This is a genomic window from Roseobacter sp. (assembly GCF_039970775.1).
GTDB lineage: Bacteria > Pseudomonadota > Alphaproteobacteria > Rhodobacterales > Rhodobacteraceae > Roseobacter.
On sequence record NZ_JBDVLG010000001.1, the window covers coordinates 1 to 15154 of the forward strand.

Genomic DNA, 15154 nt, shown 5'->3' on the forward strand with positions numbered 1-15154 from the left:
GTCACGGATCATTGACTCGATGTTGCGGTTTTTCTGAATCTAATCAAAGGGCCGCGTCAGACAATACTGACCCAAACGTCAAGCATTTCTGACCTAAACCGCCCGTTCGCTGCGTACCGCATGAACTGGCGCAGTGCGGACGAAACAGACCTTAGGATTTTTCCGACCAATGGCTGCTTTCGCTAAGTTGCCAGCGCAGCGAAAAGCTGCACGGGCGGACACTGGATATTCGCTGCAATCTGCACGAACGACAGCTTTCAGAAGGCCTGACGCTAAATTGAAATGGTAGTTTCCTCTAGTGCAAGTTACTCAACATAAATAGCTTTGAGCAATAAACATTGGGGAAATTCATGCCAACCGCATTAGATTCAGATCGCGCACTCGAAAACGAGGGCGAAGATAAATTCGGCTTTGTTGGCATGGCGAAACGACTTGCTCCATCAATCGTTGAAGCATCAAAGGGCGATGGGATGGTCATCGGGCTGGAGGGTCGCTGGGGTTCGGGAAAGACTTCTCTCTTGAACTTTCTCAGAACCGAACTTGTCGCAGCGCAAGACGAAGGAATCCATACCATTACGATCGCACCGTGGTTGAATGGGGATACTTCATCGATGGTCGCGTCATTGTTGGAACCGATGGCTGCAATACTGAAATCAAAAGAGAATGCAATCGCTGCAGCTGATGGCGTGCAGGAAAATGCAGCGAAGGAAAAGATGGCCGAAGTCGGCCAACTTCTAAGGGATTACGGTCCAAAGACTGCCCGCGGGATTGCGTCAGTTGCGAATGTTGCTGGGTACTTCGTCCCCGGAGGCCAGTTGCTTGGAGATGCACTAGGAGCCGCTGCAAATGCGGCAGATCAGTTGATGCCGGGTGGACCAACACCATCCGAACTAAAGCAAAAAATAGCGCACAAAATCCAAGAGCTGGATGTCGGGTTTATTGTCATTCTCGATGATTTAGATCGCCTTGAACCAGAACAAGCGGTTGAGGTTGTTCGGCTAGTTCGTTCCGTCGCTGACTTTCCAAGAGTTGCTTACCTGATGTGTTATGATCGTGAAGTCTTGGCTCAGGCCCTAAAGACCGGCCTCAAAGTTGCAGACGGTGATCTTTTCCTTCAGAAAATCGTGCAACTCACCTTCAATATCCCGCTTCCAGAGCCCTTTGATCTTCGCACCCAATTTCGAGATGAAGCAAAAGCCATCTATGCCGAAGTTATGGGGACTGACGCTGACGGCGAACTACTCAAAGATTTATGCTCAGCTGTCGACCGAGAAGGAATGGGGCTATCTACACCACGCGAGGTCAAACTTGCATTGAACAGCATTCGTTTTGTGTTCCCACAGGTAAAAGGCGATGTATATTTCCCAGATTTTTGCCGTCTACACTTGATCAAAACCACCAATTACAAACTATATCAATGGCTTGAGGTGTATCTTTCAATGCGCTCAGTATTGGTAACAGGAGATGCAACGGTTGCAAGTGATGAAAAGGCCCAAATGGGTGAACAGTTAAAGACGCTCTTGCCTTCCAAGGGCCCTGACTCTGGACGTTCGATCTGGAGTTTGGGACGCTTCATTCCGGGCGTCGCTGATGTGGAAGAGGCAGAAAAGCGGGTTTTTAGCACGATGAATTCGGCCGCTGTTTCCGAAGCTATCACGCTCAAAAGGCTCGGTAGCCCATTGCATTATCGGTTTTATTTTGCGCTCACTGGCCCAAAGACAGTCATGTCAGACGACGATTTCAAAGGCCTTTTGGAGTTGGCGCGAGCAAATGTCCCGCAGTTGACTATACGCCTTGCCGAAGAAGTTATGAAGCGTCGTAGCTCAGGCAAAACGTGGTTCGAGCATGTGCTGAACCGACTAGATGACGAGTGCATATCAGTTCTAGATGAAAATCAGCTTGTCGGTATTGTCAAAGCGCTGTCCGGAATGATGGACTGCGCTATGAAAGAAGCTGGTGAACATCGTGCGTTTTCAATTTCCATCGATAGCATCGCGAACATCGTTATCAAGAGTTGCTTAAATCGATTGCATGGTCTGAACCCGGACACACAGGCTGAGACGGTCCGACAGATAGCAAGGGAAGGACAGGCCATAAATTGGCTGGTTGGCAAGTTTTTTAGAAGCCAACTGTTTCGCCACGGGAAAATCGGCAATGAAGCAGATAGTCCGGACCAATGGGAAATTTCGGAAGATGTTCTGGATGAAGCCATAGAAATCTTGAAAGCGCGCGTCAACGAACAAGCCACAAAAGAACTGATACAAAATCTGCCTGATATTTCAGCCTACCTATATGGTTGGTTGAACATAACCGGCGATAATCAAGCCGTCTACTGGGTTCGAGAATACAGTGAAACCGACGAGGGGTTTCTTCATATACTTGACCATCTCAGGGGATGGTCAATGAGCGACAAAGTTTATTACCCTCTGTCCAAAGATGCCGTCGAAGGATTTCTTGATTGGGACGAAACAACTGCGCGCTTGGATGGCTTGAAGGATGGTGAGTTTGCAGATCAAGTTGCAGAGCTTCAATCGGCAATTGAGCAATCAAGGCATTGAGCGAAGCAGACATTCGGCGCACGTACCGTTGAATGTTCGGTAAGAGCCGGATTTCAGGGGCAATTTCGTCCGCTTCCCGAAAGCGGACTTTGGCTGCTATGCAGAATGTCGGTAAAATGGGCTCGGAACCGCCATTCGCTGCAATCTGAACGAAGGTCAGCTATGCCGTTTTCAGTGAATTGGGTCAGTTGTTGACGTAAAGGTCAAATTCGTCTGACGTTCTACAATATGGCAGTGGCGGACCGAGGAGGATTCGAACCCCCGACCCCTTGATTCGTAGTCAAGTACTCTATCCAGCTGAGCTATCGGTCCACTGAGGGGCGGTTTAGTGGTCCCCGCGATGTTATGCAAGCCCAATCGGACAAAATAATCGTCTATTTAACTCTAGCCCCCACGCGCGGCACAATGAACCGTCCGCATGTGGGCTAAGCCGTTATTTCGACGGCCTTTACAGCTACAGACGGGGTGGTAAGCGTTCCGTCCCCTTTCGGCAGACGCATAACAAAACTGGTCCCACCTGCACTCGTTGCCTCAAGCTCTAGACTGCCGCCGTGCGCCCGCACCAGCTCTGCCGAAATTGCGAGGCCAAGACCTGTTCCGCCTTTGCGGGTGCCGCCCTGAAAGGGCGTAAACAGATGCTCTTGCGCTTTGGCTGGCAAGCCAGGCCCTGTATCCGAAACAGTGATCCACCACGCGGTGTCGTCTTCCCGTGCATCCACGCTGATCTCGCCGGGACGAGCCAATGAAATCAAGGCCTGCCTTGCATTTCGGATCAGGTTGGCCAGCACACGGTAAAGTTGCTCAGGATCCGCGCGCACGTTCATCCCGAAGGGCACCGCGCAGGAAAAACTGACGTCGGCGTCGCCAATGGCAAGCCGTTCACCATCAATGACCTCCTCGACGAGGTCCGCCAACGGCAGCATGGTCAACGTTGGGCTCGGCTCCTCTGCCTTACCGAAGGCCAGTGTGCTTTCGCAAAGATGCACAGCCCGCGTGATACTGCTGACCAATTTCGGGGCCATGCGTTTGACGGTCGGGTCTTCGCTCATCTCGATCCGGTCAGTAAACAGTTGCGCAGACGTGAGAATATTCCTCAAATCATGGCTGATTTTGCTTACGGCACTGCCCAGCTGCGCTAGGCGCTCTTTTTGGCGCAAGGCTTGGGTCAGATCCGTTTCGAGAGTTTGCAAGGCTTCTTCGGCTTCGCGCAATTCAGTCACACTTGCCGATGGCGTAATAATGCGCCGCCCATCTTCCGGGGCGGCGGCATAGTTTTGCATATGCCCCACCACTCCTTTGATCGGTTTGAGCAATAACGCCCGCATCGCCAAAAACAAAAGAAACGCCGTAAAGATGGAAATGACGGCCGACAGGACCAGAATGCGCACCCCATAGTCGATCATTGCAGCACGCAGCGGTGCTGTTTCGACGGTAATCTCGATCAACAAACCGGCGTCGCGCACCGGCGCCCCGATCACGCGGATCACCTCGTTTTCTGGCGCGACAAGGCGGGCCATTGCGTCCCTGATCAAAAGAGCCGCGCTGTTGTCACGTATGTCGAACGTTTGTGATATCGGCTGCGGCAGGTCAGACGCCAGCATAAGTTGGCGCACCTGATCACGGCGCAGCACCACATTGAACACCCCGGCGTTTTCCAACAACTCCGCTTCGAGTTCGCGATCAATCATGTCGTCGGCCAGCAGCGCGAGCGACGCAATCTGCGCGCGCTCTAGCCGGTTCATAAGGTAATCTTCCCGGAATCGCGCGATAGATGGCACGAAAATCAGAATTTCAGCCAACATCACAAAGATGGTGGTCAATACAACGAGACGTCCGGACAGCGAATTGAACATGAGGGTTAACGTTTCACGGGATGAAGCGTTGGACAACCCCGACAACGCGTTTGACGGTTGGATTTTCAAACAAACGTGGGCCAAAATACGCCCCAGCCGCACGCTTGTTGATTTCACCAATCGTGGGATAGGGGGCAACCATGGCCGCGACTTGGCTCATCTTCATGCGATTTGCCAAGGCAAGCGCCCAAAGGTTAATCAGTTCCCCCGCTTGATACCCCACGATCGACACGCCAACAGGGCGTCCCTTGTGCACCATCACTTTGATCAGCCCTTTGGTTTTGCGTTCGGCAATCGCGCGATCATTGTGTTCGTAGGGAAACCGCACAACTTCCAACTGGCTTCCGTGTTCGGCTTTGGCCTGCGCCTCTGTCAAACCAACCTGCGCCAATTCAGGATCCGTATAGGTGGCCCACGGTATATGCGCGGTTTTGGCCTTGGAGGGCAGCCCAAACAGCATAGACCGGATGATCACCCCCGCGTGGTAACCCGCCACGTGGGTAAATTGCAGCCCGCCTGCCACATCACCGATCGCATAGACACGGCGGTTCGTGGTGCGCAGGCCCGCGTCAACCTCTATGCCGGCGCGTGTGGGCTTGATCCCCGCAGCGTCGAGATTCAACTTGCCCGTGTTGGGTTTGCGGCCAACCGCCATCAGCAAATGGGTGCCTTTGATTGATCGCCCATCTTCGGTCAGCACCTCAATGGCGCCGGCGGTGCCTTTGATTTCAGCAGCTTTGGCGTCTTCTTCGATCACGACGCCCTCATCGCGCAGGCTGTTCAGGACCACATCGGCCAGCTCAGGGTCATCTTTGCCTAATGCCTTTGCGCCCTCGATCACGGTGACTTTGCTGCCCAGCCGAGTATGTGCCTGCGCCATTTCCATGCCAATAGGCCCGCCGCCGATAATCAACAAATGGTCGGGTTTGTCGCGCAGGTTAAACAAGGTTTCGTTTGTCTCAAACGGGACGCTGTCGAGGCCGGGAATAGGCGGAACCAACGGCGAAGAGCCTGTCGCAATGACAATGCGCCGCGCGGTGATTGTGACGTCGCCCGCCTGCACCTCGGTCGGAGAGATAAAATGACCAAACGCCCGGATCACCTTGACGCCAAGCGCCTCAAACCGCTCCTGGCTGTCGACTGGCGCGATCTGGGCGATAACATCAGCCACATGATCTTTGGCCGCTGCGTAATCGACCGTGCCGGGTGCGTCCGCGACGCCGTATTGCGCGGCGTGTTGTTGGGCGTAGGCGGCCTTTCCGCTGGCGATCAACGCCTTGGACGGAACGCACCCGTAGTTCAGGCAGTCGCCGCCCATTTCGTGCCCTTCGAGCAGAACCACATCTGCGCCCATTTGCACGGCACCCGCGGCCACAGACAACCCGCCGGACCCTGCGCCAATAATCAACACATCGGTTTTAAGTCGTGTCATGCTTACAGTTCCTTCTTGCCCGTGACGGCCTTGATCAGCACCGGCAACAACGACAGCGCGCTGAGCCCGAGAATAGGAGCCAGAATATGCGGTTCAAATATGATCCCGAAATTGGGCGTCTCACCCCGTTCAAACACAGTGCCCAGCCCCGCGCCCACAGACGCATAGACCAAAGACCCCGGAATGATCCCCAGGAAGGTAGAGATAACAAAGCGATGCAGTGGAACGGCCAAGAACGCAGGCACCAAATTGGCCACGAAAAACGGGACGACAGGCACAAGGCGCAGGAAAAACAACATCGACCATTGGTTATCGTCGATGCCTTCTTTGATCTTGCGCACCGTCCCTTGCGACGCATCCATCCGCGCCTTTAGCTTTTCGCCCAGCCCATAACGTGCGGCCAAAAAGATCACGGCCGCCCCTGTGGTTGCCGCCGTTACGCTGAGCGCAGCACCGCCCAAGGTGCCGAACAAGAACCCCCCAGTGAGCGTCGCGATAAGCGCACCGGGCAGGGAAAACGCGACGATCACGATATACGCCAGCAAAAACACCAGCGCCGTGAGCATGAAGTTCCCGTCTCGAAACGCGATCAGCGCTTCACGATTGTCCCGCAGGGCGTCAAAGCTGATGTAATCGCGCAGGGTAAAGGCCCCTACCATAGCCACACCAAAGATCACAATAAGTGGCAAATACCTCATAAAACCTGACTTTGGCTGAGATTTTGGGTTATCCGTCATATCTGTCACTCCACTTTCCTCTTCGACCGGGCGTTACAATTCAGTAGCTAAATGACGGTTCAAGAGCCACAACGATAGGGTGTTCACGGGCGCTTGATCGCCCGTGAGACCAGACGCGGACTAAGGCCCGAAAACCGGCATAATTGAAACAAGTTGACGGCCAGTTACACCAATGGTGATGGAAATGTTGCAATATTGCGGACGATTGCTGCCTTGGGGGTTTGACTTGGGGCCCAGACCACTTTAGGGACGGGCTTCGAATAGACATCCGGCGGGCTCTGATTCCGCGCCACCGGGCAGCAGATATGGAGACGGAGCGATGAAACGCACCTTTCAACCCTCAAATCTCGTGCGCAAACGGCGCCACGGGTTCCGCGCGCGCATGGCAACAAAAGCAGGCCGCAAAATCCTGAACGCGCGTCGCGCTCAAGGCCGGAAGTCGCTCAGCGCGTAACCGGGCGCCTTGGGGCACCGTTGATAGATATGACACCGTCGCACTCTCCTCTCGTTCGCACCACACCGGAGCACGATGAGAGAGCGGCGGTTTCTTTGCGTTTTGAGACCCTTAACAAACGCGCTGATTTCCAACGGGCATCCCGCGCGCTGCGTGTTGCTATGCCGGGTTTTGTCTTGCAAGTCCGTGCGCGGCACCAAGACGAAGCAAAAGGTATGCGCGTCGGCTACACCTGTTCGAAAAAGGTTGGCAATGCGGTTGCGCGTAACCGTGCCAAACGAAGGCTACGGGAAATTGCGCGCTATGTCCTGCCCAGCACAGGGCGCACGGGTTTGGATTATGTCCTGATTGGGCGAAAGACGCAGACGGCTGACCTGCCGTTTGATCAGTTGCAAACCGATTTACGCAAGGCGATTGACCGCCTGCACGCACGGCTGACATGAGCCCGCTTGCCTATGTGTTTAGTCTACCAGTTCGAGCTTATCGTTTAGTTTTCAGCCCGTGGGTGGGCCACAATTGCCGGTATCAGCCGACTTGCAGCGCCTATGCGCTGGAAGCGCTGTCCCAACACGGCGCGATCAAAGGCGGCTGGTTGGCCCTGCGCCGAATCGCTCGCTGCCATCCCTTTGGAAAAAGCGGCTATGACCCGATCCCCAAGACAACATCCGACGATGGCAAGTAGCGCATTTTTATATGCGGTGCTCATGTGATACCACATTTTAGAACTGCGATATCCTTAAGCCTATCTGACGTCAGCGCCTGTGGTCCAAATAACTCTATTTGCTAGGAGAAGGTTTGTTGCTCATCGCAACCACCGAGGAGTGGACGATGAACAATACAACGAACGAATATCCACAGCGGTACATTGGTCAACATCGAGGTGATCCTGATCAATTCCGCCTTCGGTGGTCAAGATACAGGCATGTCGGGTTCATGCAGGCTGTCAATCGGCATAGGGCCAATCTTGGGCGGACATAATCGTGATCCATTGCTGGCTTCTTCCACGCGGGCCTCTGGTCGATATGGACCTGTCTGGCGAACTCTTCGAATGCCCCACATATCACGTTTGGCGTTAAAGCACGCGTTCAGGCCCGCCTTGGGTACAAGGTGATGTTTCAGCGCGCGTTGCCGCAAGATTTTCCAACATAGCAAGACACTTTGCTAGCTGATCTATGGCCACATATTCATCAGCTTTGTGTGCTTGCTCAATCGAACCAGGGCCGCAAACGACAACATCCATGCCGCTGTTCTGGTAAATCCCCGCCTCTGTGCCAAAGGGCACAACACCAGCGTGATTGCATCCTGTTAGTTCAAACACAATATTCCGGGCCTCGTTTTCTGGTGTAGGCACCAATCCATCAATCTCGCCGACGGTTTCTGTCTTGATGGAGGACTGAGGGAAAGTAGCTTGCATCTGGGGAAGCAAAATATCCTCGCAATACGCTTTGAGTTCGGATTTGATGAATTCGGCATCAGAGGCCTGCACTGGGCGCATTTCCCAATCAACATGCGCTTTGGAGGCGATCACGTTGTGAACCGTTCCACCTTGCAATGCGCCTACATTCACTGTTGTCCAAGGCGGAGCAAAGGGGCTGTTAGCCGGGGTCATGTCACGCAACTGCTCTTTTAATCCCAGCAAATGCGCCACATAGCGCACGGCATATTCCACCGCATTTACGCCCAAATCCGGGTCGGATCCATGGCCTTCGAGGCCCTGAAAACGTGTTGTGTATTCGTAGCACCCCTTGTGCCCTTCGATGACCCGCATCTCGGTCGGTTCTCCGATGATCGCAACGCTAGGGCGCAGGCCCATCTGTTCCAAAGATGCCATCAAATGCCCGGCGCCAATGCATCCGACTTCTTCATCATAGGTAAAGGCGAAATGCACAGGGCGCTTGATTTGAGCGTGCGCAAATGTCGGGGCCATGGCCAAAGCCGCGGCGATAAATCCCTTCATGTCGCACGTCCCGCGCCCAAAGAGCTTTCCATCCTGCTCGACCATCGTGAACGGATCTGTTGCCCACTCCTGATCAACGACAGGCACGACGTCACTATGGCCCGACAAAACAAGTCCGCCATCGATCTGAGGGCCGATAGTAGCAAAAAGGTTGGCCTTTTTGCCGCTGAGGTCCCTGAACAGCTGCACGTCGGCCCCGCAGTCCTCAAGGCGTTGCGCGATATAGGCGATCATTTCCAGATTGCTGTCAGATGACACGGTGGGAAATGCGACCAGATCGCGCAGAATATCGGTGGTGGTTTTCAGCATGCCATCATCCTTTAACGAATAGCTTGCGGTCCACATCGCACAGCGTCTGCGCTGGACCATCGTCGGCGATGAGAATAGTCTCGGTGGTTTCTAACCCCCAATCATTCATCCAAAGCGCGGGCATGAAATGAAACACCATACCTGCCTGTAAAATCGTTTCATCCTCGCTGCGAATGGATGCTGTGCGTTCACCCCAATCCGGCGGATAACTCAGCCCGATCGGATAGCCCATGCGCCCTTTGCGTTCGATCCCGTGTTTTGCCATGACGCCCATAAAGGCATTCGCAATATCGCACGTCTGGTTGCCCACGCGGGCTGCGTCCAGCCCCGCGGCAATGCCTTCTAATTGTGCCGCCTCGATGCGCTTCATCTCATCTGATGGTGTTCCCAGAAATATCGTACGGCACAACGGCGCATGGTAGCGGCGATAGCATCCAGACAGTTCAAAAAACGTCGCTTCACCCGTCCGCATCTGATCACCGTTCCACGTCAGATGGGCAGCGGTTGCATCCAGGCCCGAGGGTGACAGTGGAACAATGGCTGGATAGTCGCCCCAATCATCACCAACACCTGTGATACCCGCGTGCATGATGTCCGCAACAAGATCGTTTTTGCGCACACCCGGAGCTGCCCGTTCAAGCGCCACGTGCATGACTTTCTCGGATATCCGCGCCGCCTTTCGAATGAACCCAATTTCGGCTTTTGACTTTACAAGGCGCTGCCAGTTCACAAGGCCGGTCGCGTCTTGCAATTGCGCGTCAGGCATTTCGCTGGCCAACACCGCATGGGCCTTTGCGGAATAGTAATAATTCTCCATCTCGACGCCGACGCGTGCGCTTTCAAGACCGCGGCTCTTCAAAACAGAAGCCAAGTCCTGCATGGGGTGGAATTCGTTGGATTGCACATAATGATCGCCATAGCCAAGGACGTTGGCGTGATCCATCCAACAGGTCCGCCGCCCTCCCATCATGTCCATGTGGCGACCCCACCAAATCGGCTCACCCTGTTGGGTGACGATAACGCCCTGATGCACGTAAAACGACCAACCGTCATACCCTGTCAGCCACGCCTGATTGGACGGATCAGTGACGAATATCGCATCAAGGCCCACCTCTTGCATCGCCTTGCGTGTCAGCGTTAGGCGGCGGTCGTATTCCGCCGCATCAAAAGGGGCCTGACCCATCACCCCAACACCGCCTTCACGGCGCGTTCCGTGGCAGCGACGATCTGATCAACCTGCTGCGTTGTCAGGCAAAAAGGCGGCGCAAAACCCAAAATGTCACCTTGCGGCATGGCACGCGCGATGATCTGGTCTTGTTCCAACAGCTTCGCGGCAATCTGTGGGCCGATCTTGTCAGCAGGGTCATAAAACACGCGGTCTGTCTTATCCTTGACGAATTCTAGGGCACAGATCATTCCTTCGCCGCGCACATCGCCGACGTGGTCGTGGCCCCCCAGTGCATCACGCATTTTGGCATTCAGGTCCGCGCCGACGGTGCCTGCGTTCTCAACCAACCCAAGGCTGTCGATCAGGCTCAGGTTGGCAACACCTGCGGCTGCGCCGATAGGGTGCGCAGAATAGGTCCAACCGTGGCCGATGGGGCCATTTTCATCGGTCCCCTGTTCAAGCACCTTCCACATTTTGTCAGACACGATGGACCCCGACAACGGCGCATAGGCCGACGTGAGACCTTTCGCGATGGTGATCAGATCGGGTTTCATACCGTAATGATCAGAACCGAACATGCTGCCCAAACGGCCAAAACCGGTGACAACTTCATCGGCGACCAGCAAGATATCGTGTTTGTCGAGAACACCCTGGATCGCGGGCCAGTAGCCTGCGGGAGGTGGCACAATACCACCGGTGCCTAGCAACGGCTCGCCAATGAAGGCTGCGATGGTATCTGCGCCTTCGGTTTCGATCTGCGCCTCAAGGTCGGCCACACATTGTGCCACAAATTGCGCCTCAGATTGTCCCAGATCGGCACGGCGGAAGTAGTCCGGCGCAGTGGTATGCAGGACTTGGGTCAAGGGCAGGTCGAATTTCTTGTGAAACAACTCTAGCCCCGTCAAGGACCCTGTCATCAGACCGGACCCGTGATATCCACGCCAGCGCGAGATGATTTTCTTTTTCTGGGGACGACCAAGGATGTTGTTGTAGTACCAGATCAGCTTGATGTTGGTTTCGTTGGCATCCGATCCTGACAGCCCGAAATAGACCTTGGACATGTTATCCGGCGCACGGTCCAAGACCATCTTGGCCAATGTGATCGACGCCTCTGTGCCGTGACCGACGTAGGAATGATAATAGGCCAACTCGCTTGCCTGAGCCGCAATCGCTTCGGCGATCTCCTTGCGACCATAGCCCACGTTCACACAATAAAGCCCGGCAAAAGCATCCAGCAGGCGGTTACCGTCACGGTCTTCGATTTGGCAATCCACACCGCCAGTGATGACGCGATGCGGGACATTCCCACGCGCAAATTCAGCAAGATGTGTCGAGGGATGAAAGAAGTTCTCGCGATCCCATTCTTCAAGTTTATCGTTGTGCAGCATGGCTGGTCTCCTTGTTTCGGCTCAATTGAGCGAAGTTACATGAAGGGAGCCGTTTGCGCGCCAAGTTCGACTGATCGACCTTGCAATGGGCGGGAAGCTCCGCTCACCAAAGCAGCAGCGCACAATGCCTTTATTGCCAAGGTCCTTTCATTGTAGATGAAAGAAGGCGCGTTAGGAATGCAGAATTTCGGTGTTGAAAAAGATACTTGCCTTTTTGGGGAATCCTAGACCTGCCGCGGTTTGATACTGCTCCTTTGGCAACATTTACTGCGACAAAGGAGATGGACTATGAGACTAAACGGAGAGATAAATTCAGCCAAGATGCATCGCGCTGACCTGTGGGCTTGGACCTAAGTAGTTAGCTGACGATCCTATTACCTGATAGCACATGCTAGGGCACAAAACCCTGACAGATCCAAACCCGAGATAGAAACCTGTATCCGTCACAGGCTATCCTTCATCCGGCAACACATCGAAACCCGATATGGCTTGTCGCGCTCGTTTCGGCGTGGGCTATCCGCGCTGCGGGTCGGTATCTGCGGCAATAGCTTTCTGCGCAAAGGTATGATCCGCCCTTCAGGATGCGGGTGTCTTGCGAGGATTGGGGTTCTGGAACGCAGCAGTTTGGCCGACCTGTTGATGTTTGTGAAAACGGGTCTGTCGTCCATTCCCACACGTTACCCAGCATATTGTGAAGCCTACTGCGCGGGGTGTCATTGTTGCGTGACGGGACTGTAAAGGGTGGCATGCCGGTTCTTTCGTTTCGGTGGGGGAAATCACCACGCCAAATATTCATATCGAGCCGATCTGACGCGGCGATCGTGGCGGCAAATTCCCATTGAGCTTCGGATGGGAGAGATTTTCCAGCCCAGTTGGCATAGGCTAAGGCGTCGATAAAAGAGACGTTCACCACGGGGTGCAAACCGCGCTTAACGAGATTGCTCTGCGGTCCTTCAGGGTGCCTCCAATTCGCTCCCGGCACGAACTGCCACCATTGGTTTGGGTCAAGCAAGCTAACGGGGCCTTTCGTCATTTGAAAAACGAATGAGCCCGCAACTTTATTCTCTTTGTCGTTGGGACGTTCGCTTGTGGTGATATACCCTGTCGCTGCAACAAACGCGGCGAAGGCGTCATTGGTTACCGCAGCAGTATCTATCTGAAACGGGGCCACCTCGACTATCCGTGCGGGGGCCTCTTCTGGATAATGGCGATCCGACCCCATCAAGAATTGCCCACCATCAAGCGACATCATAGGTGTCGATTTAGTCGTCATTACTCCTCGCTGTGGATCAGTCGTGCTTCACTTTGGGTGTCAAAAACATGCACCTTTGCCGCGTCAAACGACAGGTTGATCACAGCACCCGGCTGGGTATCGAGGTCAGCCGCCTCGACCAAACGCATTTCTGTGCCACCGATTTCACAGGTTAAGTGAGTTTCACTTCCCATCGGTTCAATGACTTCTACGGTCGCTTGCAGCGGGCCGTTTGGGGCGACGCGCAGATGCTCTGGTCGGATGCCAAGGATGATATCTTGACCATCCGTCAGCGGCAGACCATTGGGCAGCGCAAGTTCGGCAGTTTCATGCATCATGACAAAACCGCCGTTTTTCGCGACAACCCTCCCTGTGAGCAAATTCATTTGCGGCGCACCTATAAAGCTCGCGACGAATAGGTTGTCGGGGGCGTTGTAGAGTTCAAGCGGCGTGCCCACTTGTTCAATCCGTCCAGCGTGCATCACAACGATGCGGTCCGCCATTGTCATGGCTTCGGTCTGGTCGTGGGTTACATAAATGGATGTGGTCTTGAGACGTTGATGGAGCCGCTTGACCTCTTTGCGCATGGTGGTGCGCAGCTTTGCGTCAAGGTTTGAGAGCGGCTCGTCAAACAAGAATACCTCTGGGTTGCGCACAATCGCGCGGCCCATCGCAACGCGCTGCCGTTGCCCACCAGAGAGAGCCTTTGGGCGACGATCCAGATAGTCATCAAGACCAAGGATCGCACTGGCCTCCCTCACAGCCGCCTCAATCTCGGTCTTTGGTCGTTTCTCAAGATCAAGAGCAAAAGACATGTTTTCGCGCACAGTCATATGCGGATAGAGCGCGTAAGACTGGAACACCATCGCGATCTGCCGATCCTTTGGCAGGCGGTCGTTTACGACGTTTCCACCTATCGAAATTTCGCCAGCGGAAGGGTCTTCAAGCCCCGCGATCATGCGCAAGAGTGTTGATTTGCCGCAGCCGGAAGGCCCGACAAGCGCCACAAACTCGCCTTGAGCAATATCAAGCGAGATACCGTGGATCACATCGACTTTGCCAAAGGATTTCTGAATTCCGTTGAGCGTTACAGTGGCCATTCGCAGTCCTTCCATCGTGAGGCATATCCCAAATGTCGAGGTTTCTGGATTGACTCGTCTTTCAGTATCCGTATTCATAATTTCATATATGAAAGATTGAAAGGGGAATCTATTGGGACCAAGTGAACGCCTCTTGCAAGTCATGGAATATCTGATGGCCTCGGGGCCTGACCCCGTGAAGCAAATCGATATCTCTCGGGACCTTGGCATTTCGGCAGCGACCGTGAACCGGATCGTGCGTACGTTGGCGGACCGTGGCTATTTGTTTCACACAAGCGAGAAATACTGCATCCCGAACTTTCGCCTGATCCGCAACGTACCGATGTCCGAAAGCTATCTGTCGGTTCTCAGCGACCTTATGAATGATATCACCGCCGCGCACAGTGTTTCGGTTGAGGCGGTTGTTGTCACAGGTTTTGACCTGTTGTGGCATTCGCGGACACAGCTGCCTGACCCCAGCGTGGCTATCCGCGCGGCGCGTGGGTTCCGGCGCAGTCTTTATGAGCTCGACGCCATGTCACGTCTCTACCTGAGTCGCTTGGGGTGGGACGAGGTCAGTTATAAATATTTCACGGGTGGTTTCTTCAAGACGGGCCTTGAGATGGGCAGCCTTGCCCCAAGCGAAGCACGCCGTGTGATCGAAGAGGCCGTGTCCGATAATTTCGCCATGGATTTCGACGGCAACCACGTAGGTGTGCGCCGTTTTTCCACCATCATCGAAGACGAACGTGGGAAATTCCTGCACCTGCTTAGCATTGCAGAAGCTGCCGTGCCTGTGCGGGACAAAGACGAACATATCGCCAACGCGCGCCGTGTTCTGGACAAGGCACGAGCAACGCTCACTGCCCAAATCAAAACCGAGGCCGCTGGGAGCGACGGCATCGGCACAGACTACGCGACCTTAAAACTGGTTAAATAACCAACTTCATAGATCTTTAGGGAGGAT

General features: G+C 54.3%; 13 protein-coding genes and 1 tRNA gene. 5 read left to right on the forward strand and 9 right to left on the reverse strand.

The window, feature by feature from the left end:
* Positions 1-350 precede the first annotated feature (350 nt).
* Positions 351-2558 carry a P-loop NTPase fold protein gene (locus ABJH13_RS00005; RefSeq protein WP_348404158.1) on the forward strand — a complete coding sequence of 736 codons (2208 nt, stop codon included), beginning with the start codon at positions 351-353 and terminating at the stop codon, positions 2556-2558.
* A 235-nt stretch (positions 2559-2793) separates the two neighbouring features.
* Here the strand turns inward: ABJH13_RS00005 and ABJH13_RS00010 are convergent.
* The 4 genes from ABJH13_RS00010 to ABJH13_RS00025 form a co-directional block, all read right to left on the reverse strand.
* Positions 2794-2870: transfer RNA gene (locus ABJH13_RS00010), tRNA-Arg, on the reverse strand.
* A gap of 113 nt (positions 2871-2983) precedes the next feature.
* Positions 2984-4411 carry a HAMP domain-containing sensor histidine kinase gene (locus tag ABJH13_RS00015; protein ID WP_348404189.1) on the reverse strand — a complete coding sequence of 476 codons (1428 nt, stop codon included), beginning with the start codon at positions 4409-4411 and terminating at the stop codon, positions 2984-2986.
* 13 nt (positions 4412-4424) lie between these two features.
* Positions 4425-5843: an FAD-dependent oxidoreductase gene (locus ABJH13_RS00020; protein ID WP_348404159.1), complete on the reverse strand. Its 1419-nt coding sequence runs from the start codon at positions 5841-5843 to the stop codon at positions 4425-4427.
* Between the two features lie 2 nt (positions 5844-5845).
* Positions 5846-6580, reverse strand: coding sequence for a VTT domain-containing protein (locus ABJH13_RS00025; protein ID WP_348404160.1), 735 nt, complete (start codon positions 6578-6580; stop codon positions 5846-5848).
* Positions 6581-6899: 319 nt separating this feature from the next.
* Between ABJH13_RS00025 and rpmH the strand changes: the two genes are divergently transcribed.
* The 3 genes from rpmH to yidD are packed head-to-tail and all read left to right on the forward strand — an operon-like array spanning position 6900 to position 7716.
* Positions 6900-7034, forward strand: a complete 135-nt coding sequence (rpmH, locus tag ABJH13_RS00030) for a 50S ribosomal protein L34 (protein ID WP_084350332.1) — start codon at positions 6900-6902, stop codon at positions 7032-7034.
* Between the two features lie 29 nt (positions 7035-7063).
* On the forward strand, positions 7064-7477 hold the full coding sequence (rnpA, locus tag ABJH13_RS00035; RefSeq protein WP_348404190.1) for a ribonuclease P protein component: 414 nt from the start codon (positions 7064-7066) through the stop codon (positions 7475-7477).
* Positions 7474-7716, forward strand: coding sequence for a membrane protein insertion efficiency factor YidD (gene yidD / locus ABJH13_RS00040; RefSeq protein ID WP_348404161.1), 243 nt, complete (start codon positions 7474-7476; stop codon positions 7714-7716). Before rnpA ends, yidD begins: the two co-directional genes overlap by 4 nt.
* Positions 7717-8106: 390 nt before the next feature.
* Here yidD and argE read toward each other — a convergent pair whose 3' ends face one another.
* The 5 genes from argE to ugpC all read right to left on the reverse strand — a co-directional run bounded on the left by argE (position 8107) and on the right by ugpC (position 14208).
* On the reverse strand, positions 8107-9300 hold the full coding sequence (gene argE / locus ABJH13_RS00045) for an acetylornithine deacetylase (RefSeq protein ID WP_348404162.1): 1194 nt from the start codon (positions 9298-9300) through the stop codon (positions 8107-8109).
* A 4-nt stretch (positions 9301-9304) separates the two neighbouring features.
* Positions 9305-10483 (reverse strand): M24 family metallopeptidase, encoded by a 1179-nt coding sequence (locus tag ABJH13_RS00050; RefSeq protein WP_348404163.1) that lies wholly within the window; start codon positions 10481-10483, stop codon positions 9305-9307.
* Positions 10483-11856, reverse strand: coding sequence for an aminotransferase class III-fold pyridoxal phosphate-dependent enzyme (locus tag ABJH13_RS00055; RefSeq protein ID WP_348404164.1), 1374 nt, complete (start codon positions 11854-11856; stop codon positions 10483-10485). The genes ABJH13_RS00050 and ABJH13_RS00055 overlap by 1 nt, the downstream gene beginning before the upstream one ends.
* Before the next feature lie 457 nt (positions 11857-12313).
* Positions 12314-13129: a formylglycine-generating enzyme family protein gene (locus tag ABJH13_RS00060; RefSeq protein WP_348404165.1), complete on the reverse strand. Its 816-nt coding sequence runs from the start codon at positions 13127-13129 to the stop codon at positions 12314-12316.
* Complete coding sequence (ugpC, locus tag ABJH13_RS00065; protein ID WP_348404191.1) at positions 13129-14208, reverse strand: sn-glycerol-3-phosphate ABC transporter ATP-binding protein UgpC; 1080 nt, start codon at positions 14206-14208, stop codon at positions 13129-13131. The genes ABJH13_RS00060 and ugpC overlap by 1 nt, the downstream gene beginning before the upstream one ends.
* Before the next feature lie 154 nt (positions 14209-14362).
* On the opposite strand from ugpC, the gene ABJH13_RS00070 reads away from it, so the two are divergent.
* Entirely contained in the window at positions 14363-15127 is a 765-nt protein-coding gene (locus tag ABJH13_RS00070) for a helix-turn-helix domain-containing protein (protein WP_348404166.1), read from the forward strand.
* Positions 15128-15154 lie beyond the last annotated feature (27 nt).